This window comes from Sphingomonas sp. Marseille-Q8236, assembly GCF_965112005.1.
In genome coordinates, this window is sequence record NZ_CBCOPO010000001.1 from 1,925,418 (window position 1) to 1,940,900 (window position 15,483).

At 67.1% G+C, this 15,483-nt stretch carries 24 protein-coding genes; 9 read left to right on the plus strand and 15 right to left on the minus strand.

The features are described 5' to 3' along the window. Positions 1 to 32 precede the first annotated feature (32 nt). The 3 genes from ACWPWT_RS09220 to ACWPWT_RS09230 form a co-directional block, all read right to left on the minus strand. Positions 33 to 605, minus strand: a complete 573-nt coding sequence (locus tag ACWPWT_RS09220; RefSeq protein ID WP_454279398.1) for an HAAS signaling domain-containing protein — start codon at positions 603 to 605, stop codon at positions 33 to 35. Beyond that, on the minus strand, positions 602 to 937 hold the full coding sequence (locus tag ACWPWT_RS09225; protein WP_454279399.1) for a PadR family transcriptional regulator: 336 nt from the start codon (positions 935 to 937) through the stop codon (positions 602 to 604). Before ACWPWT_RS09225 ends, ACWPWT_RS09220 begins: the two co-directional genes overlap by 4 nt. A 182-nt stretch (positions 938 to 1,119) precedes the next feature. After that, positions 1,120 to 1,509: a glycine zipper 2TM domain-containing protein gene (locus ACWPWT_RS09230; RefSeq protein ID WP_261269228.1), complete on the minus strand. Its 390-nt coding sequence runs from the start codon at positions 1,507 to 1,509 to the stop codon at positions 1,120 to 1,122. Between the two features lie 166 nt (positions 1,510 to 1,675). Here ACWPWT_RS09230 and ACWPWT_RS09235 point away from each other — a divergent pair, with 166 nt between their 5' ends. From ACWPWT_RS09235 to ACWPWT_RS09245, 3 genes are read left to right on the plus strand one after another with little or no spacing between them, the layout of a single operon-like run. Then, entirely contained in the window at positions 1,676 to 2,341 is a 666-nt protein-coding gene (locus ACWPWT_RS09235; RefSeq protein ID WP_454279400.1) for an HAD-IA family hydrolase, read from the plus strand. Then, positions 2,338 to 2,556: a hypothetical protein gene (locus ACWPWT_RS09240; RefSeq protein ID WP_261269226.1), complete on the plus strand. Its 219-nt coding sequence runs from the start codon at positions 2,338 to 2,340 to the stop codon at positions 2,554 to 2,556. Before ACWPWT_RS09235 ends, ACWPWT_RS09240 begins: the two co-directional genes overlap by 4 nt. After that, a complete protein-coding gene (locus ACWPWT_RS09245) occupies positions 2,553 to 3,236 on the plus strand; it encodes an ATP12 family chaperone protein (protein ID WP_454279401.1) in 684 nt (227 codons plus the stop codon). Before ACWPWT_RS09240 ends, ACWPWT_RS09245 begins: the two co-directional genes overlap by 4 nt. A 63-nt stretch (positions 3,237 to 3,299) precedes the next feature. On the opposite strand, the gene gmk is transcribed toward ACWPWT_RS09245, so the two are convergent. From gmk to rsmI, 7 genes are all read right to left on the minus strand, one after another. After that, positions 3,300 to 3,959: a guanylate kinase gene (gene gmk, locus ACWPWT_RS09250; protein ID WP_454279402.1), complete on the minus strand. Its 660-nt coding sequence runs from the start codon at positions 3,957 to 3,959 to the stop codon at positions 3,300 to 3,302. Positions 3,960 to 4,040: 81 nt separating this feature from the next. Further along, entirely contained in the window at positions 4,041 to 4,250 is a 210-nt protein-coding gene (locus ACWPWT_RS09255; protein ID WP_261269223.1) for a hypothetical protein, read from the minus strand. Next, entirely contained in the window at positions 4,247 to 4,456 is a 210-nt protein-coding gene (locus ACWPWT_RS09260; protein ID WP_261269222.1) for a hypothetical protein, read from the minus strand. The genes ACWPWT_RS09255 and ACWPWT_RS09260 overlap by 4 nt, the downstream gene beginning before the upstream one ends. Before the next feature lie 94 nt (positions 4,457 to 4,550). Continuing rightward, positions 4,551 to 5,513, minus strand: a complete 963-nt coding sequence (gshB, locus tag ACWPWT_RS09265; protein WP_261269221.1) for a glutathione synthase — start codon at positions 5,511 to 5,513, stop codon at positions 4,551 to 4,553. 60 nt (positions 5,514 to 5,573) lie between these two features. Further along, positions 5,574 to 5,951, minus strand: coding sequence for a YraN family protein (locus tag ACWPWT_RS09270; protein WP_261269220.1), 378 nt, complete (start codon positions 5,949 to 5,951; stop codon positions 5,574 to 5,576). A gap of 29 nt (positions 5,952 to 5,980) precedes the next feature. Next, complete coding sequence (locus ACWPWT_RS09275; RefSeq protein WP_454279403.1) at positions 5,981 to 6,349, minus strand: STAS/SEC14 domain-containing protein; 369 nt, start codon at positions 6,347 to 6,349, stop codon at positions 5,981 to 5,983. Between the two features lie 61 nt (positions 6,350 to 6,410). Continuing rightward, positions 6,411 to 7,280, minus strand: a complete 870-nt coding sequence (gene rsmI, locus ACWPWT_RS09280) for a 16S rRNA (cytidine(1402)-2'-O)-methyltransferase (RefSeq protein ID WP_261269218.1) — start codon at positions 7,278 to 7,280, stop codon at positions 6,411 to 6,413. Between rsmI and ACWPWT_RS09285 the strand changes: the two genes are divergently transcribed. Both ACWPWT_RS09285 and cutA read left to right on the plus strand, forming a co-directional pair. Next, positions 7,279 to 8,511: a penicillin-binding protein activator gene (locus ACWPWT_RS09285; RefSeq protein ID WP_454279404.1), complete on the plus strand. Its 1,233-nt coding sequence runs from the start codon at positions 7,279 to 7,281 to the stop codon at positions 8,509 to 8,511. The genes rsmI and ACWPWT_RS09285 overlap by 2 nt on opposite strands. Beyond that, positions 8,508 to 8,846, plus strand: a complete 339-nt coding sequence (cutA, locus tag ACWPWT_RS09290; RefSeq protein WP_454279405.1) for a divalent-cation tolerance protein CutA — start codon at positions 8,508 to 8,510, stop codon at positions 8,844 to 8,846. Before ACWPWT_RS09285 ends, cutA begins: the two co-directional genes overlap by 4 nt. Before the next feature lie 7 nt (positions 8,847 to 8,853). Here the strand turns inward: cutA and hemW are convergent, their stop codons facing one another. Then, positions 8,854 to 10,038, minus strand: coding sequence for a radical SAM family heme chaperone HemW (gene hemW / locus ACWPWT_RS09295; RefSeq protein WP_454279406.1), 1,185 nt, complete (start codon positions 10,036 to 10,038; stop codon positions 8,854 to 8,856). Between hemW and ACWPWT_RS09300 the strand changes: the two genes are divergently transcribed. Both ACWPWT_RS09300 and ACWPWT_RS09305 read left to right on the plus strand, forming a co-directional pair. Beyond that, positions 10,037 to 10,657, plus strand: coding sequence for a CAP domain-containing protein (locus tag ACWPWT_RS09300; protein ID WP_454279407.1), 621 nt, complete (start codon positions 10,037 to 10,039; stop codon positions 10,655 to 10,657). The two genes, hemW and ACWPWT_RS09300, sit on opposite strands and share 2 nt — an antisense overlap. Positions 10,658 to 10,692: 35 nt before the next feature. After that, positions 10,693 to 11,079, plus strand: coding sequence for a hypothetical protein (locus ACWPWT_RS09305; protein WP_454279408.1), 387 nt, complete (start codon positions 10,693 to 10,695; stop codon positions 11,077 to 11,079). Positions 11,080 to 11,213: 134 nt separating this feature from the next. Here ACWPWT_RS09305 and rdgB read toward each other — a convergent pair whose 3' ends face one another. Together rdgB and rph are read right to left on the minus strand one after the other, a co-directional pair. Then, a complete protein-coding gene (gene rdgB, locus ACWPWT_RS09310) occupies positions 11,214 to 11,840 on the minus strand; it encodes an RdgB/HAM1 family non-canonical purine NTP pyrophosphatase (protein ID WP_454279409.1) in 627 nt (208 codons plus the stop codon). Continuing rightward, positions 11,837 to 12,553: a ribonuclease PH gene (gene rph / locus ACWPWT_RS09315; protein WP_454279410.1), complete on the minus strand. Its 717-nt coding sequence runs from the start codon at positions 12,551 to 12,553 to the stop codon at positions 11,837 to 11,839. Before rph ends, rdgB begins: the two co-directional genes overlap by 4 nt. A gap of 295 nt (positions 12,554 to 12,848) precedes the next feature. Here rph and hrcA point away from each other — a divergent pair, with 295 nt between their 5' ends. Further along, on the plus strand, positions 12,849 to 13,889 hold the full coding sequence (gene hrcA / locus ACWPWT_RS09320; RefSeq protein WP_261269212.1) for a heat-inducible transcriptional repressor HrcA: 1,041 nt from the start codon (positions 12,849 to 12,851) through the stop codon (positions 13,887 to 13,889). Between the two features lie 12 nt (positions 13,890 to 13,901). Continuing rightward, a complete protein-coding gene (grpE, locus tag ACWPWT_RS09325; RefSeq protein WP_261269211.1) occupies positions 13,902 to 14,447 on the plus strand; it encodes a nucleotide exchange factor GrpE in 546 nt (181 codons plus the stop codon). Between the two features lie 97 nt (positions 14,448 to 14,544). On the opposite strand, the gene ACWPWT_RS09330 is transcribed toward grpE, so the two are convergent. Continuing rightward, entirely contained in the window at positions 14,545 to 15,003 is a 459-nt protein-coding gene (locus tag ACWPWT_RS09330; protein ID WP_454279411.1) for a vgr related protein, read from the minus strand. Beyond that, positions 15,000 to 15,437 carry a copper chaperone PCu(A)C gene (locus tag ACWPWT_RS09335; protein WP_261269209.1) on the minus strand — a complete coding sequence of 146 codons (438 nt, stop codon included), beginning with the start codon at positions 15,435 to 15,437 and terminating at the stop codon, positions 15,000 to 15,002. The genes ACWPWT_RS09330 and ACWPWT_RS09335 overlap by 4 nt, the downstream gene beginning before the upstream one ends. Positions 15,438 to 15,483: the final 46 nt, after the last annotated feature.

The following is a 15,483-nucleotide window of genomic DNA, read 5'->3' on the forward strand; positions in this document are numbered from 1 at the left end:
GGCGGAGCCGCTTCGTCAGCCGCCTGGTACCGTCACATCACCGAACCATGGCGCAGTAGATGCCGCCCCGTGCTGCGCAGCACCAGTGTCGCCAGCACATAGCAGGCCAGCGCCCCGGCGGTCGCGACCGGCAGGATCCACAGCCCCATCTGCTCCGGCGCGGCGGGTGGATCGGCGAGAATGCCGAATGCCGGCCCCTGGGGCAGCGACCATAGACCGACATGGCCGGGAAAGAGCGGCTTGAGCGCGGCCATGCCGACGAGGCTCAGGGCGATCAGATAAAACAGCATCGCGACCAGGACCGATCCGAAAGCTGCCGCGCTCCGCCCCGAGCGGATCATCATCGCGCGGAGCAAGGGGGCTGACCGATCCTCGCCCAATGCGCCCGCCAGCCGATATTCCTGAACGAACCGCGCCGCCGGCGCATGCGGCGATCCGAGCGCTGACAGGCTGGCGTCGAGCCGGTCGGGTCCGGCGGCGAGGCTGTCGGTCAGGTGGCTTTCTATCTCTCGCACAATACCGGCGCGATCCTCAGCGGGGATCGCCTGCAACGACCAGCGGAGACGGCGTACATAATCGGCGATGATGCGGGCAGAGTCGGTCATGGCTGATGCTCCACTAGGGTCGTGATGGTGGTGCGAAACTCGATCCAGGCGGCGCGCATCGCGGTGGCCAGAGCGGCGCCCTCTTTGGTCAGGTGGTAATATTTGCGCGGATTGCCGCCCTCGACCGGCAATTCCCAGCGAGAGGCGATGCGGCCCGATTTCTCCAGCCGGCTGAGCAACGGGTATAGCGTCCCCTCGCTGACCAGATCGCCGCCCTCGCGGATGCGGGCCAGGATTTCCACCCCGTAAGCCTCACCCCGCGCGAGCACGGATAGCAGCACGAGTTCGGCCGCTCCCTTGCGTAACTGCGATTGCCATCCTGCCATATCCATGGAGGCATTCTATAACGCATTACACCTTGTTATGCAAGGATAGTGGTTATGCGGGACTCGGTTGAAAGCCAAGTCGTGCATTGGTGGAGGATGCATCACCCACAACATGACGAACCCCGCCGGCCGCAGGGCCGACGGGGTTCGTGTCGATCGGGGAGGGGAGGTCCCCTCTCGCCCGAAGCTTAGCGGCAATAGCCGGGGTTGTTCGACTTTTCGATCGCATGACCGGCCAGCGCACCGGCGCCGCCGCCCAGGATCGTGCCGAGGGTGCGATCACCCCGCGTGTCGATCGTGCGGCCCAGCAGGCCACCCGCGATCGCACCGACAATGGTGCCCGTGGTGCCATTATTGCACCGCTGCGGACCGCGATTGTAATAGCCGCGATCATAGCCGCGACGGTCATAATAGCCACGGTCGTAGCGGGGCCCGCGATTGTAACCATCGGCATAGGCGTCGCCATAGGCACCGCGATCATAGCGGTCGTAATAGCGCTGCGCCGAAGCGGCGGTGGGAACCATGGCCGTCGCGCCGACAGCAAGGGCGGCGGCAGCGAGCGAGAGCTTCTTGAACATCTTCATCTCCCTTGATCTTCAAACCGGCGGCGGCGGGACGGTCCCGTCGTCGTTGATCCTCTTCTGCCCGATTCGCGATGTTCCGATGCTGAATGCGCTTGTTAGCTGTCGTTCATGAGAAACGTCATGCTTCCCCCGTGCGGGATGTGCGGATAGGAGAGCGGGGATGACGCCACCGCGCCTTGCCCTGTTCGATTGCGACGGCACCCTTGTCGATAGCCAGGCCAATATCTGCCTCGCGGCGGTCGAGGCCTTTGCCCTGTCCGGCCTGACCCCACCCCCGGCGCCCGCGATCCGCCGGATCGTCGGCCTGAGCTTGGTCGAGGCGATGCGCGTGCTGGCGCCCGACCAGTCGGACGAGGCGCATCACCGGCTTGCCGCCGACTATAAGGTCGCTTTCTTCCGGCTGCGCACCGCAGGCGCGATGGAGCCTGAACCCCTGTTCGAGGGGATTCCCGCCTTGCTCGATCATCTCGCCGAACAGGGTTGGTTGATGGGCGTGGCGACGGGCAAGTCCGATCGCGGGCTGGCGCGGGTGCTGGCCGAACATGGGCTGACCGATCATTTCGTCACGCTCCAGACCGCCGACCGCCACCCATCCAAGCCGGACCCTTCGATGGTGCTGGCCGCGATGGCGGAGACGGGCGTCGCGGCGCAGGACGTGGCGATGATCGGCGATACGAGTTTCGACATGGCGATGGGCAAGGCGGCGGGCGCCTATGCGGTCGGTGTCGCCTGGGGATATCATGACGTGCACGAACTGGTGAAGGCGGGCGCGCAGGTCGTCGCCGAGCAGGTCGCGGACCTGCCAGCCCTGCTGGCGCGGCCATGACCGAGGATGTCGCACGCGCGCGGCGGCGCTGGTTCGTCATCGTGCTGGTCCGGCTGATCGGCGTAGCGGGGGCCGTGTTCGGCGTGGTGCTGGCTTCGCGCGGGGTGGCCTGGCCGCACAAGGCGCTGGGGGCGGCGATCGTCGTGGCGGCGCTGGCGATGATCGCGATCGTGCCCGCCGGACTGGCGCATCGCTGGCGGAGTGGCGGGGAATGAAGCGTTTCTGGCAGGATGTCGCCGTCGATGCGGACCGTGTCGTGCGGCTGGACGATCGCCCGGTGCGCACGCCGGGGCGCACCCCGCTGGCGCTGCCGACGCCCGCCTTGGCCGAGGCGGTGGCCGAGGAATGGCGCTTGGTCGGGGAGACGGTCGATCCGCGCGCGATGCCGCTGACCGGGCTGGCCAATGCCGCGATCGACCGGATCGCCGCCGACCCGCAGCCCTTCGCCATGGGGCTGGCGCGCTATGCCGAAAGCGATCTGCTCTATTACCGCGCCGATTCGCCGCCCGAGCTGGTGGCGCGGCAGGACGTGGTGTGGAACCCGCTGCTCGATTGGGCGCGTGATCGTTACGACGTGCACTTCACGCTGGTGACGGGGATCATGCACCAGCCCCAGCCTGACGCGACGGTGGCGCGGCTGGGGCAGGCGGTGGCGGCGCTGGAGCCGTTTCGTCTGGCGGCCCTGTCGCCGGTGGTGACGATCACCGGCTCGCTGATCCTGGCGCTCGCGCTGCTGGAAGGTGCGGCGGATGCCGACGCCATTTGGATCGCGGCGCATGTCGACGAGGATTTTCAGGCCGAACAATGGGGCGAGGACTATCTCGCCCTCGAAGCGCGTGAGGCGAAGCGGCGGGAATATGATGCGGCGGTGCGGTTCCTGACGGCGCTGGGGTGATTTGCGGCGCGCGATCCAAGCGCACGCGACCCGTCGGCGTCCCGCCCGAACGCCTTGCCGCCGTTACTTCGTCGTCAGTTTCCGGATGAACCCGATCAGCCCGGTCTGGCGCGAGCGCTTCAGGCGTTCGGCCTGCAGGATGGTCTTCACCCCCTGGAAACACTGCTCCACATCGTCGTTCACCAGGACATAGTCGTAACCGTCCCAGTGGCTGACCTCGTTCGCGGCGCGGGCCATGCGGGCGTCGATCACCTCGACCGAATCGGTCGCGCGGCGCTCCAGCCGCTGGCGCAGTTCTTCCATCGACGGGGGGAAGATGAACACGCGCACCACATCGCCGCCCGCGATCTGGAACAGCTGCTGTGCGCCCTGCCAGTCGATATCGAACAGCACATCCTTGCCCGCCGCCAGCATCGCCTCGACCTGCGCGCGCGGCGTGCCGTAGCGATTGTTGAAGACATGCGCCCATTCCAGGAATTCGTCGTTCGCCACCATGCGGCGAAATTCCTCGAGATCGACGAAGTGATAGTCCTTGCCATCGACCTCGCCCGGCCGCGCGCCGCGCGTCGTCGCGGAAACCGACATCTGGAGACCGTCGTCGTCCGCCAGCAGCTTGCGCGCGATCGTCGATTTGCCCGCACCCGAGGGCGAGGACAGCACGAACAACATGCCGCGGCGCTTCAGCTTGTGGGGATCGTCGGGGTTGGCGGGGGAGTTGGGCATGTCCGCCTTTGACGCACGCAGTCGCGGCGCGTCAAGACATGCTTGACGCGCTGCGGTATGCGATGCCGTCCAAAGGTGCGATCAGTAGCGGTTGCCCGTCACCTTGCTCGCCTTGTGACGGTCATAAGCCTTCTTGGCCGCATAGCCGCCGCCAAGGACCAGGCCCAGCGGACCCAGACGCCGCATGCCGCCCACCGCCAGCGCACCCAGCGCCGCGCCCTTCAGGCCGCTATTGCCATCACGACGGCTGACTTCGCGCCCAACCAGCGCGCCGATGATACGTCCGATCATTGCACTTCTCCGAAAACCCGATCCTTGAGCTCGCCCGCGCCGCGAAGCACGGCCCAGCCCACCGCATAGGTGATGGCGATCGGCAGCACGACCTTCAGGACATTGGCGGTGACCGCTCCGATGATCGCGCCATCTGCGACGCCATCGTCGCCGGACATCCCATCAATCGCGGAGCCGACCAGCGCTCCCAACGTCGTTGCACCCATGCTCATCCCCTGTGTTGCTCGGAGCAGGAAAGCATGGGGAGGGGCAAGGGTTCCGTGTGTCGGTTCTTCCTCTTCCTGGCGGAGAGGAATGGGATCACCCCTTGGCGGCGACTCTGGCCTCGATCGCGTTCCAGATCATCGCGGCGACATCGGTGCCGTCGAATTTCTCGATCGCGACGATGCCGGTGGGCGAGGTGACGTTGATCTCGGTCAGCCACTCGCCGCCGATCACGTCGATCCCGACGAACAGCAGCCCGCGCCGCTTGAGTTCGGGCCCCAGCACGTCGCAGATCTCGCGTTCGCGGGCCGTCAGTTCGGTCTTCTCCGCCGATCCGCCGACCGCCAGGTTGGAGCGGATCTCGCCCTCGCCCGGCAGGCGGTTGATCGCACCCGCGACCTCGCCGTCGATCAGGACGATCCGCTTGTCGCCCTTGGCTACGGCCGGAAGGAAGGCTTGCACCATGTGCGGCTCGCGATAGGCGGTGTTGAACACCTCGATCAGCGCCGACAGGTTCGCGCCATCGCGCCCGACCTTGAAGATCGCCTTGCCGCCATTGCCGTGCAGTGGCTTGACGACGATCTCGCCATGCTGCGCCAGGAATGCGCGTGCCTCGTCGAGCGAACGGGTGACCAGCGTCGGCGGCATGAATTGCGGATAATCGAGGACGAAGACCTTTTCCGGCGCGTTGCGCACGCTGCGCGGATTGTTGACGACCAGCGTCTTCTCGCCGATCCGCTCCAGAAGATGGGTGGCGGTGATATAGCCCAGATCGAAGGGCGGGTCCTGCCGCATCAGCACGACATCGGCCTCTTCGCCCAGGTCCAGCTTGACCGGCTCGCCAAAGCGGTAATGGTCGCCCGCGACCCGCTGCACCGTGACGGGGTGCGCCCTGGTCCAGAGCCGCCCATCGGACCAGTTGAGGTCGCCTGCGTCATAATGGAAGAGCCGGTGGCCGCGGGCCTGGGCCGACAGCATCAGCGCGAAGCTGGAATCGCCCGCGATGTTGATCTGGTCCATCGGGTCCATCTGGACGGCGACGGTCAGCGACTGGGACATGGGGCTTTCCTTCCTTGGGCGGCTATTGCGACCGGGACGTAATCGCTGACCGCCCGCCTGTCACCCACACCAGGCATTTTCGATGTGACGCGGCCGGGTGCCGGGGGCGAGCAGGATCACGTCGACTCGGATATCGTCGCCCGGCCCGGCATAGCTCGGCATCAGGATTTCCGCCGCCGCCGCCACCCGCGCCAGCCGCCGCGCGTCGATCGCGAAGTCGAGTTCGGCGGCGGTCTTGCGCGTCTTCACCTCGACGAAGGCGACCAGCGACCCGCGCCGGGCGATCAGGTCGACCTCGCCCGCGGGCGTGCGGACGCGGCGGTCGAGGATGCTCCACCCTTTCAGACGGAGCCACCATGCGGCAAGGCGCTCGCCACGCCGGCCCGCTTCTTCGGCGGCGCGACGGTCGCGACGGGGGCGGGAGGGGACCAGCGACATGGGGCCGGGGAATAGCCCATCGCGACAGGTCAGGCGAGCACATCCTCCGGTGCGGTCAGCCAGGCCAGGCTTTCCTCCGAATTGGCGAAGACCCGCATATAAGGTTGGCTCATCAACCGGCGGATCTGCTGCCGCCCGATCGCGCTGCCCGTGACCATCGCGATGCGGCTGGCGCGGGGGAAGTCGCGCAGTTCCTCATGAACCGTCATCACCGCCTCGCGCGGCTGGACGGTGATCGCGCTCATGTCGATCCGCAGGCGATAGCCGGGGCGGAAACCGCTCCGTAGAAAGGCATCCACCAGTTCGCGGGAATAGCGGCGCGCAATGTCGGGCGTGAACAGGCCCGTCCAGCGAATGTCGAGCAGGTTCAGTTCGTGACGGAAATCGATAGTGTACATGGTCCAGGCCCCCCGACCGTCCTTGCGCTCCCGACCCTTGCCGAATCGCTAACGCGACCTGCTAATCCCCTGAAACCATTCCCTTCATCGCCAGCGCGCGGGTGTAGAGCGCCTTGCGATCCAGCCCCAGCGCCTTGGCCACCTCGCTGGCGGCGCGTCCCACCGGCAGGCGGGTCAGCGCCTCGGCCAGTGCGGTATCGGCATCCTGTTCGGTGGCGGGCGGCGCTTCGCCGGGCGGGGCCACGACGATCGCGATCTCGCCTTTGGGTCCCCCCTCGGCATAGCGGGCGGCGAGGGTGGAGAGGGTGCCGGTCACCGCTTCCTCGAACTTCTTGGTGATCTCGCGCGTCACCGCCGCCTCCCGGTCGCCCAAGCCTTGTGCCAGCGCGCTCAGCGTCGCGGCGAGGCGCGGACCCGATTCGTAGAGGACGAGCGTGGCGCGGATCGCCGCGATTTCCGCAATGGCATCGGCGCGCGCCTTTTCTTTCGGCGGCAGGAAGCCCAGGAACAGGAAGCGGTCGGTCGGCAGCCCCGCCAGCGTCAGCGCAGCGATCGCGGCGCACGGGCCGGGGATCGTCACCACCGCATGGCCCGCCGCCCGCGCATCGCGGACCAGCTTATAGCCCGGATCGGAAATCAGCGGCGTCCCGGCATCGGACACCAGCGCCACCGCCTGCGTCGCCATTTTCGCGATCAGGCCGGGGCGGACATGTTCGGCATTATGGTCGTGATAGGGCTGCATGGGCCGTTTCACGCCGATATGCCGGAGCAGTCCGGCGGTCACGCGGCTGTCCTCCACGGCGATGACATCGGCCAATGCCAATATGTTGGCGGCACGCGGAGACAGATCGCCGAGATTGCCGATCGGGGTCGCGACGATGTACAGCCCGGGTTCGAGAGTATGTTCGGATTGGGTCACGGGGATCGTCATGACAGAGGCAGGGCTGTTCGCACAACCGGGGGCCGTCATTCGGAAAGCCCCCAATATCGGGGTAGGGCGGCTGGGCCGGGCGGTGGCGCTGGCCATGACGCTGGTCCTGGCGGCGTGTCAGACGATCGTGCCGCGTGGGCCGGTCGAACAGGCACCGGCGCGGCCCGCGCCCACCAGCCCGCGCCCCTCGACCGAAGTCGAGCCGGGTCTGCCCCACGACGCGGCGCGCCATCGCATCGCGTTGCTGGTGCCGCTGTCGGGCAGTAACGCCGGCGTGGGGCAGTCGATCGCCAATGCGACGATGATGGCGCTGCTCGATGCGCAGGCGGACACGATCCGAATCACCAATTACGACACCACGCCGGGCGCGGCGGCGGCGGCGCAAAAGGCGATCGCCGAAGGCGCTCAGCTGATCCTGGGGCCGTTATTGTCGGAGGATGTTCGCGCCGTCGCACCGATCGCCCGCGCGGCGAAGGTGCCGGTGATCAGCTTTTCCAACGACACGGGCGTGGCGGGGAACGGCACCTATCTGATGGGCTATACCCCGGCCCAGTCGATCGAACGCGTCGTCGGCTATGCGCGTGGGCGCGGGGTGACGACCTTTGCCGGTCTGGTCCCCAACGGTCTCTATGGCGAGCGTGCGTCTACCGCTTTCCTTCGTGCGGTCGAAGGGGCGGGGGGGCAGGTCGTCTCGCTCCAGCCCTATGGCCGGGTCGCGGGCGGCATCGCCGGAGCGGCGCAGCGACTGAGCGCCAAGGCCCCCTATGACGCGGTGCTGATCGCCGATGGCGGCGCGGCTGCGGCGGCGGCGGCACCGGTCCTGAAGCGCGGATCGGGCGCGACGACGCGGCTGCTGGGCACCGAATTGTGGAATTCCGAATCGGGCATCGCCACGCGCACCTCGCTCAACGGGGCCTGGTTCGCCAGCGTGTCGAACGCTCTCTACCGCCAATATGCGACCAAATACCGCGCGCGCTTCCGCGCGGCGCCCTATCGCCTGTCCAGCCTGGGTTATGACGCGGTGTTGCTGACCGTCCGCATCGCGCGCGACTGGAAGATGAACGCGGCCTTCCCCGAGGCGCGGCTGCGCGCGGACGATGGTTTCGCGGGGATCGACGGGGCCTTCCGCTTCGGCCGTGACGGCGTGGCGGAGCGCGGGCTGGAAGTGCAGGAGATTCGCGACGGTACCGCCGTCACCGTATCCCCCGCGCCGACCGGTTTCTCGGATTGAGCGACGAGGCGATCGTCGTCATGTGTGCGGCGGCCTCTCGCGACGAGGCTGCCGCCATAGCGGAGGCGCTGGTCGAACGGCGGCTGGCGGCCTGTGTTCAGACGATGCCGATCGAAAGCTGGTACCGCTGGAACGACGCAGTGCAGCATGATCCCGAGGTCATGCTGCACATCAAGACGATGCTGACATGCTTTCCCGCTCTGTGCGAGGCGATCGCAGCGCTGCACAGCTATGACGTGCCCGAGATCGTCGCCGTGCCGATCGTCGAGGCATCGCCCCCTTATCTGGAATGGCTGCGCGAGGCGGTGCGCCAGACCGCTCCCGGTAGCGAATAGCGACGGCCTATGCGGGGATCTGGTCCTCGGTCATCACCACTTCGCGCAGGATTGCATCCAGCAGCAATGCACCTTCCTCGGTGACGATCAATCGATCGCCCTCGACGCGGATCAGGCCCTGTCTCGAAAGTGTGGCAAGGGCGGCCTGGTTCACCATATCGCGTCCCCCGGCCAGCGCGGTCACGCGGGACAGGTCCACCCCCTCGGTCAGGCGCAGGCCCATGACCAAAGCCTCGGTCGCGCGGGTGACGGAGGGGAGGGTTTCCTCGGCCTCGATGCCGTGGCCGTTGCGCTCCACCGCCGCCATCCAGTTTTCGGGCTTCTTGCGGCGGACCGTGGCCACCCCCTGACGGCGGCCATGCGCGCCGGGGCCGATCCCGGCATAATCGCCATAGCGCCAATAGGTGAGGTTATGGCGGCTCTCCGCGCCGATCCGGGCGTGGTTGGAGGTCTCATAGGCCGGAAGCCCGGCCGAGGCGGTGATGGCACGGGTCGTCTCGAACAGGTCGGCGGCCGCGTCGCCGTCCGGAATGACCAGCCGTCCGGCCGCCGCCTCGGTATGGAAGCGCGTGCCGGGCTCGATCGTCAGTTGATAGAGCGACAGATGCTCGGTGCCGTAACCGATCGCGCGGTTCAGTTCGGCTTCCCAGTTGGGAAGTGGCTGTCCGGGGCGGGCATAGATCAGGTCGAAGCTGACCCGGCCGAACAGGCCCTGTGCGGTCTGTAGGGCGCGCAGCGCCTCGTCCACCCCATGCGCGCGGCCGAGGAAGTGCAGCGCCTCATCGTCCAGCGCCTGCACGCCCAGCGAGGCGCGATTGACCCCGGCGGCGGCAAGGTCGGCAAAGCGCGCCGCCTCGACCGAGGAGGGATTGGCCTCGAGCGTGATCTCGATCCCGTCGGCAAAGCCCCAATGCCGCTCGGCCGCGTCGAGGATCGCGGCGACCGTCGCGGGCGGCATCAGCGAAGGCGTGCCGCCACCGAAGAAGATCGAGGTCAGTCGCCGCCCCGGCAACGCCGCCGCCTCATACGCCAGATCGGCGAGCAGCGCCTGTTGCCAGGCCGCCTGGTCGACCGATTCGCGCACATGGCTGTTGAAGTCGCAATAGGGGCATTTGGAGACGCAGAACGGCCAGTGGACATAGAGCGCGAGCGGGGCGGGCGTCGGCGATGGCGGCGATATTGCGGAGGACATGATGCGTGCCGATATGGCGGCGATGGTCGCACTTCGCCATCTCTTATCGCTGCCCGTCCTTGCCGCACTGCTGGCGGGATGCGGTCCCATGGTCTCGGCACAGGGCGGCTCCAGCGAACGGCCGCCCGCACGGGTGGTCGAGGAGCGCGCATCTGACACGCCCGCCGCGCGTGGCGCCGGATTGTTGCGTCAAGCCATGGTGCAAGGGCATCGCGCGGCACGGGCCGAGATCGGCTTGCCGCCGTTGACCTGGGACGACGGTCTGGCGGCGAGCGCGCTGTCCTATGCGCAGGAGATGGCGCGGACGAGGCGCTTCCAGCATGCCGAACAACCGCAGGGGCCGACCCGGCAAGGGGAAAATCTGTGGACCGGCACGCGCGGCGCGTACAGCTATGACGAGATGATGGGGCATTGGGTCGCCGAGAAGCGCGACTTCGTGAACCTGCCCATTCCGCAAGCCAGCCGCACTGGCCGATTTGGCGATGTTGCGCATTATACTCAGATCGTCTGGGCACGATCCACGGCAGTCGGATGCGCGATGGCTAGCAACACACGCGACGACTTCCTCGTTTGCCGCTATAGCCCGACGGGCAACGTCGTCGGCGAGCGGGCATTCTGACCCGGTCGGACAGAGTGACGGGAAGGTAAGACGCGATGGCGAATCCCTATGATCCTATGGCGTGGATGGCCTTCTGGACCGCGCCCGCACGGTTCGCCGTGATGGCGGGCGAGGCGATGGTAAGCGCGCAGAGCGTGATCGCCACCCGCATGGGCGCGATGGCGACCGGTACGTCCTCGGTGACCGAGATGACGTTGATGGTCAGCGAGAAGGTGAAGGCCTTCGATCAGTCGGCAAAGTCCTGGAACCGTGATCAGGCGGCCCTGTCCCGGCTGTCGCGGCACGATCCGCGCGGCGGGATGCTCGACGCGTGGGAATCGATGGCCCGCGCGATGCTGATCGGCGCGTCGATGCCGCTGCAGGCGATGACGCCGGTTCACAAGGCGGTGACGGCGAACCAGAAGCGGCTAGCCAAGGGATAACAAATTTCCTCCCCTGCAAGGGGAGGGGGACCATGCGCGGCATGGTGGAGGGGTGCCACCCTCTCGATAGCGCGACACCCCTCCGTCAGGCCTGCGGCCTGCCACCTCCCCTTTTCAGGGGAGGGATAGAAGGGTCAGAACACCGCCTTCACCAACTGGCCGAACGCGTCGGCGCGGTGGCTGATGCGGTTCTTTTCGTTCTGGTCCATCTCGGCGAACGTCTCGGTATAGCCGATCGGCTGGAAGATCGGGTCATAGCCATGGCCCTGGTCCCCACGGGGTGGCCAGACGATCGTGCCGTCGACGCGGCCCTCGAACCACTCGACATGCCCGTCGGGCCAGCCGACCGCCAGCGCGCAGACGAAATGCGCGGTCCGGCTCATGTCCGGTTCCTCGTTCAGTCGATCCTCGACCGCGCGCATCGCCATGGCGAAGTCCTTCTCCGGCCCCGCCCAGCGCGCCGAGAACAGCCCCGGATCGCCGCCCAGCGCCTCGACGCACAGGCCGCTGTCGTCCGACAGGGCGGGAAGCCCCGACAGGTCCGCCGCCGCCAGCGCCTTCAATTCGGCATTGGCGACGAAGGTGGTGCCGGTTTCCTCGGGCTCGGGCAGGTCGAGGTCGCCCGCCGCGATCACCTCGACGCCGTACGGCGCGAGCAATTCGCGGAATTCTACGATCTTGCCCTTGTTATGGCTGGCGAGGACCAGCTTGCCGGGTTCGAGCTTGCGGATCGCCTGACGGCCATTGCCTTCGCCGCTCATGCGCGGATCGCCCGGTCCTGCGCCGCGAAGATCTCGGCGCAGCCCATGCGCGCCAGACGGAGCAGACGCAGCAGCGCTTCCTCGTCATAGGTGGCGTGCTCGGCGGTCGCCTGGACCTCGGCGATATGGCCGTTTTCGATCAGCACGAAATTCGCATCGGCATCGGCGTTCGAATCCTCGATATAGTCGAGGTCGAGGACCGGCGTGCCCTTATGGATGCCGCACGACACGGCGGCGACCTTGTTGCGGATCGGATCGCTGGTCAGCTTGCCCTCGGCCATCAGCTTGTTGACCGCCATGCGCAGCGCAACCCACGCGCCCGAAATGGCGGCGGTGCGGGTGCCGCCATCGGCCTGGATCACGTCGCAGTCGATGGTGATCTGCCGCTCGCCCAGCGCCTTCAGGTCGCAGACCGCGCGCAAAGATCGGCCGATCAGCCGCTGGATTTCCTGGGTGCGGCCGGACTGCTTGCCCTTGGCCGCCTCGCGGCTGCCGCGCGTATGGGTGGCGCGGGGAAGCATCCCGTACTCGGCCGTGACCCAGCCTTCGCCCTTGCCGCGCAGGAAGGGCGGCACGCGCTCCTCGACGCTGGCGGTGACGAGCACCTTGGTATCGCCGAACCCGATCAGCACCGATCCTTCGGCGTGGCGGGTGAAATTCGGCTCGATCGTGATGGGACGCATCTGGTCGGGCATCCGGCCGGACGGGCGCATAGTCTTCTCCTTGTTCCTTGACCCCAGCCCTAACCGGCCCCCGCGACTTGCGCCAGAGACCAAGGTGTTGATCGGCAGACACTCCTCTTCTCTCTGCGTCCTCTGCGCCTCTGCGCGACAAAATGGTTCACGCGAAGGCGCGAAGGCGCGAAGAGGGGGCTGGCAATCTTTGCACCTTCGCGGCTTCGCGTGAACAATCTCTTTTTTTGCGCGCAGAGGCGCAGAGGGCGCGGAGAAGAAGGAAGGTCTCCCGATCGCGGTTGAGCGGCGGGCGGGGAATGCCTACATTTCCGGCATGGTCACCCCACCGATCACCGAGCTGACCGACCGGGCGCGCGACATTTTTCGCGTGGTGGTCGACAGCTATCTCACCAGCGGCCAGCCGGTGGGGTCGAAGACCATCGCGCTGTCGGGGATCAACCTGTCGCCCGCCTCGATCCGCAACGTGCTCCAGGAACTGGAGGAGCGCGGGCTGCTCGCCGCGCCGCATACTAGCGCGGGGCGGATGCCGACCGATATCGGACTGCGCCTGTTCGTCGACGGCATGATGCACGCGATGGAGCCGAGTATCGAGGAGCGCGCCGCGATCGAGGCACGCGCCGCGCGCTCGGGTCCGGTCGAGGAGGCGCTGGCGGCGACGACGGCGGTGCTGTCGGGCCTGTCGGCCTGTGCGGGGCTGGTGATGGTGCCAAAGCGCGAGATGAAGCTGCGCTCGATCGGTTTCGTGCCGCTGTCGCCGACCCAGGCGCTGGCGGTGCTGGTCGCCGAGGACGGCGCGGTCGAGAATCGGGTGCTGGAGCTACCGCCGGGCATGACGCCCTCGGCGTTGATCGAGGCGGGCAATTACCTGTCCGCCACGCTGGCCGGGCTGACGCTGGGCCAGGCGCGCGAGCGGCTGGAGCGCGAACTGGCGGCGGGGCGCGCGGCGCTGGACGGTGCGGCGCGCGCGCTGGTCGAACAAGGGCTGGCGGTGTGGAGCGAGGACGGCGATCGCCGCCCGATCCTGATCGTGCGGGGGCAGGGACGGCTGATCGATGCCGCCGCTGCCGCCGATCTGGAGCGGGTCCGCGACCTGCTCGACGATCTGGAGGGCAAGCAGGAGATTGCCAGCCTGCTCGATTCGGCGCGGGCGGGGGATTCGACCCGGATTTTCATCGGCGCGGAAAACAAGTTGTTCGCATTGTCCGGATCGTCGGTGATCGCCCGGCCGTTTCGTGGACTGGACGGCCAAGTGGTTGGTGTGGTCGGCGTAATCGGCCCCACCCGGTTGAACTATGCCCGCGTCGTGCCCATGGTGGATTTCACGGCGGCAACGCTTGCCCGGATGATGGGCTGAACAGGGATTATGATGAGCGACAATACGACGAACGAACCCCAGACCGATCTTCGCGAGGAAACGGCCGAGGCGGCGCCCGAAGTGGCGGGGCAGGACCGTCTGGCCGAGCTGGAAAACCAGCTTGCCGATGCCAAGCAGCAATATCTTTATGCCCAGGCGGAGATTCAGAATGTCCGCCGTCGCGCCGAAAAGGAATCGGCCGACGCGCGGAATTATGCCGCGACTTCCTTCGCGCGCGATATTCTGTCGGTGGCCGACAATCTTCAGCGGGCACTGGCAACCATCCCCGCCGAACTGCGCCAGGACGACAAGTGGAAGGGGCTGGTGACCGGCCTCGACGCCACGGGCCGCGAGATGGAAAGCGTGCTGGGCCGTCACGGCATCACCAAGATCGAGGCGATGGGCCAGGCGCTGGACCCCAACAAGCATCAGGCGATGCTCGAACTCCCCTCCGATCAGGAGCCGGGGACGATCGTGCAGGAAATGCAGGCGGGCTATATGATTAAGGACCGTCTGCTGCGCCCGGCTCTGGTTGGCGTGGCCAAGAAGCCCGACTAAGCCTTTTGCGATGGAATGAAGAAGGGGGCGGGCCGGTTGGTCCGCCCTTTTCCGTTGGGGGGGGAGCGCATCCGCCGCTCCGGCTGACCAATGCGCGCTACTTACCCCGAAACGGGATCAGCGTGGCATATTGCGCCAGTGGCGGAGCGCCGGCCACCACGGCCCCGCGTTTCAGCAAAAAGGCATGGCGTACGATCTCCGCCTGCTGCTCGATCCCATAGCGGGCAAAGGCCTGTCCCGGCTTTAGTGCATAGTCGTAGCGGCAGAAGGGGTGGCGCTTGAGCGGCAGGAAGATGCCGCGCTGATGCTGCCAGATATGCACCATCTCATGCACGAACAGCCCCTGTTCATGGAGCGGACAGGTGCCGAAATCCTCGCGCCACAGCCCGCCCTTCGGATGGAAATGGATGCAGCCGGTCGGAGCCATCACCGTATTGCGCGGCTGGAAGAACGCCCATTTGGTCGGCGACAGCCGCACCCGCGCATAATCGATCGCATCGCCGAAGACGTTGCGGGCCAGGGCTTCCTCGGCGGGGGTGAGGGGGCGTTTCGTCACGACCCTTGCGGAGCCGGATCGGCCGCGCCGATCACCCGCGCGCCCTGGCGCAGCCGGGTCCCGTCCGAGAAGGTGAGGAGCAACGACAGAATGCGTCCCGGTTTCACGCCAGGATTCATGTCGTACAGCATCACATGCCGCCCGCCGGGCTGAAAGGCGATGGTGCTGCCCGCCGGGATCGGCACCGTGTCGACCTTCTTCATCGCCATTCCGCCTTCGTGCATCTCGGACGTGATGGCGACATCGCTGCTGACCGAGATGAGGTCGACGGGTTTGGGCCCGCCATGAACAATGAAATAGGCCGCCGCCGGGCGTCCGGGCACGGCGGCAAGGCGGACCCAGCCTTCCTCGGCATAAAGCTCCGGCTTCTGGCTGCAACCCGGCAGCGCCGTCGCCGCAACGGCGAAAAGGCCCAGAAAAATGGCGCGACGCATGGCAAACCCTCCCGTTTCGGCAAATCCTGACACGACCCTAGGTTCC

What these genes read in the sequence shown, in the direction of transcription:
- hrcA (WP_261269212.1), top strand. Translation starts at nt 12,849, where the DNA reads ATGGTCACCCCACCGATCACCGAGCTGACCGACCGGGCGCGCGACATT.
- ACWPWT_RS09270 (WP_261269220.1), bottom strand. Translation starts at nt 5,951, where the DNA reads ATGTCGCTGGTCCCCTCCCGCCCCCGTCGCGACCGTCGCGCCGCCGAA.
- ACWPWT_RS09305 (WP_454279408.1), top strand. Translation starts at nt 10,693, where the DNA reads ATGGCGAATCCCTATGATCCTATGGCGTGGATGGCCTTCTGGACCGCG.
- ACWPWT_RS09255 (WP_261269223.1), bottom strand. Translation starts at nt 4,250, where the DNA reads ATGATCGGACGTATCATCGGCGCGCTGGTTGGGCGCGAAGTCAGCCGT.
- rdgB (WP_454279409.1), bottom strand. Translation starts at nt 11,840, where the DNA reads ATGAGCGGCGAAGGCAATGGCCGTCAGGCGATCCGCAAGCTCGAACCC.
- ACWPWT_RS09230 (WP_261269228.1), bottom strand. Translation starts at nt 1,509, where the DNA reads ATGTTCAAGAAGCTCTCGCTCGCTGCCGCCGCCCTTGCTGTCGGCGCG.
- ACWPWT_RS09240 (WP_261269226.1), top strand. Translation starts at nt 2,338, where the DNA reads ATGACCGAGGATGTCGCACGCGCGCGGCGGCGCTGGTTCGTCATCGTG.
- ACWPWT_RS09275 (WP_454279403.1), bottom strand. Translation starts at nt 6,349, where the DNA reads ATGTACACTATCGATTTCCGTCACGAACTGAACCTGCTCGACATTCGC.
- rsmI (WP_261269218.1), bottom strand. Translation starts at nt 7,280, where the DNA reads ATGACGATCCCCGTGACCCAATCCGAACATACTCTCGAACCCGGGCTG.
- rph (WP_454279410.1), bottom strand. Translation starts at nt 12,553, where the DNA reads ATGCGCCCGTCCGGCCGGATGCCCGACCAGATGCGTCCCATCACGATC.
- ACWPWT_RS09300 (WP_454279407.1), top strand. Translation starts at nt 10,037, where the DNA reads ATGATGCGTGCCGATATGGCGGCGATGGTCGCACTTCGCCATCTCTTA.
- gmk (WP_454279402.1), bottom strand. Translation starts at nt 3,959, where the DNA reads ATGCCCAACTCCCCCGCCAACCCCGACGATCCCCACAAGCTGAAGCGC.
- ACWPWT_RS09225 (WP_454279399.1), bottom strand. Translation starts at nt 937, where the DNA reads ATGGATATGGCAGGATGGCAATCGCAGTTACGCAAGGGAGCGGCCGAA.
- grpE (WP_261269211.1), top strand. Translation starts at nt 13,902, where the DNA reads ATGAGCGACAATACGACGAACGAACCCCAGACCGATCTTCGCGAGGAA.
- ACWPWT_RS09220 (WP_454279398.1), bottom strand. Translation starts at nt 605, where the DNA reads ATGACCGACTCTGCCCGCATCATCGCCGATTATGTACGCCGTCTCCGC.
- ACWPWT_RS09235 (WP_454279400.1), top strand. Translation starts at nt 1,676, where the DNA reads ATGACGCCACCGCGCCTTGCCCTGTTCGATTGCGACGGCACCCTTGTC.
- gshB (WP_261269221.1), bottom strand. Translation starts at nt 5,513, where the DNA reads ATGTCCCAGTCGCTGACCGTCGCCGTCCAGATGGACCCGATGGACCAG.
- ACWPWT_RS09285 (WP_454279404.1), top strand. Translation starts at nt 7,279, where the DNA reads ATGACAGAGGCAGGGCTGTTCGCACAACCGGGGGCCGTCATTCGGAAA.
- ACWPWT_RS09245 (WP_454279401.1), top strand. Translation starts at nt 2,553, where the DNA reads ATGAAGCGTTTCTGGCAGGATGTCGCCGTCGATGCGGACCGTGTCGTG.
- ACWPWT_RS09335 (WP_261269209.1), bottom strand. Translation starts at nt 15,437, where the DNA reads ATGCGTCGCGCCATTTTTCTGGGCCTTTTCGCCGTTGCGGCGACGGCG.
- hemW (WP_454279406.1), bottom strand. Translation starts at nt 10,038, where the DNA reads ATGTCCTCCGCAATATCGCCGCCATCGCCGACGCCCGCCCCGCTCGCG.
- ACWPWT_RS09260 (WP_261269222.1), bottom strand. Translation starts at nt 4,456, where the DNA reads ATGGGTGCAACGACGTTGGGAGCGCTGGTCGGCTCCGCGATTGATGGG.